Annotated in this window: 1 protein-coding gene; it reads right to left on the minus strand. The window is 48.3% G+C overall.

Going from position 1 to position 1,115, the window contains the following annotated elements:
• A partial coding sequence (locus EQY_RS0122570) for a RecE-related exodeoxyribonuclease (RefSeq protein ID WP_000112584.1) occupies positions 1-1,115 on the minus strand: 1,115 nt, incomplete at both ends.

Genomic DNA, 1,115 nt, shown 5'->3' on the forward strand with positions numbered 1-1,115 from the left:
TGATATTGGCTGCCTGCATAATTTTGTTTACTTCGTCAGCGGTAACTTTTACCGGCTCTGGTTGTACGGTCGTGTCAGATGCACCAGTATTTTGTTGTGAACCTGAGTACGTGCCGTTTTTACGTGCGAAGTATTCCTCTTTTGTGATTTCCGTAGCTCCCAAGGCCAGCGCTTTTTCCAGACCAGAAAGTTTGTTTGCACGACCATATTTTTCGCCATCCTTATCGGTGAAAAGGAAGTAGAACGGCCCCTCACGCTCTACAGATGGTTCAGTTTCCAGCGCGCTTTCATTTTTTTGGGTATCAGATACTTCAGTTTCCACTGCATCAGTTTGTGCTGCTGACGGCTGGAGAATATCAGCAGTGCTCTGGTCTGTTTCTTCATCCTCAAACACGCCCTTTGTCGCCAGGTATTCAGTGATGTATTTGTTCAGCGCTACAGGATCTTTGTGAATGTCGATCGGACGTTCACGGACAAGGCCAAAAATAGTCTGGCGGTTGTAGCGAATCGCATCAGGCTGTTTGCGCATTGATGCGGAGATGCGCTTCCAGTCTTCGCGATCGTTCTCGATAACTTCATTTTTTGCCCAGCGATGGATGCTGCCGTCAATGTTTCCGGCATTAATATCGCCAGGCCACAGAGCGTAGGCCAGTTCTTCATCCAGCGTTTTCCATGTCTGCTTGTATTCGCGACGAATGGCGGCAGTGGCGGGGGTGATTTTTCCTGCTGAGTTTTCAGTGTGCTGCCGGTTGACTCTGGCGCGGGCAAGATCAACAACAGACGTGTATTTCCCGGTTTCTTTGCGTTCGGCTTCGCGACGTTTTTTCCAGGTGCGTAATTCTGTCTGGATCTCAGGCCATTTTGCACCCGGCTTACATTTATGTTTAACCCACCCGATGGCGAACAGCTTTAGTTCTGAATACATGACGTTAACTTCAGGCATTTTCATCAATGCCTCAACGATATGCCCGTCGAATGTTGCCATGTCCTCCTGCAACAATTCCTGTGCACTAATCACCATATCAACGGTGATGTTTTCACATGTACCGAACTTAACCAGGACCGCGTTCTGTACTTCAAGGGACAGCTTGTCAAAATTGACGTTCATCGGATCG

This window comes from Escherichia sp. TW14182, from assembly GCF_000208525.1.
GTDB lineage: Bacteria > Pseudomonadota > Gammaproteobacteria > Enterobacterales > Enterobacteriaceae > Escherichia > Escherichia ruysiae.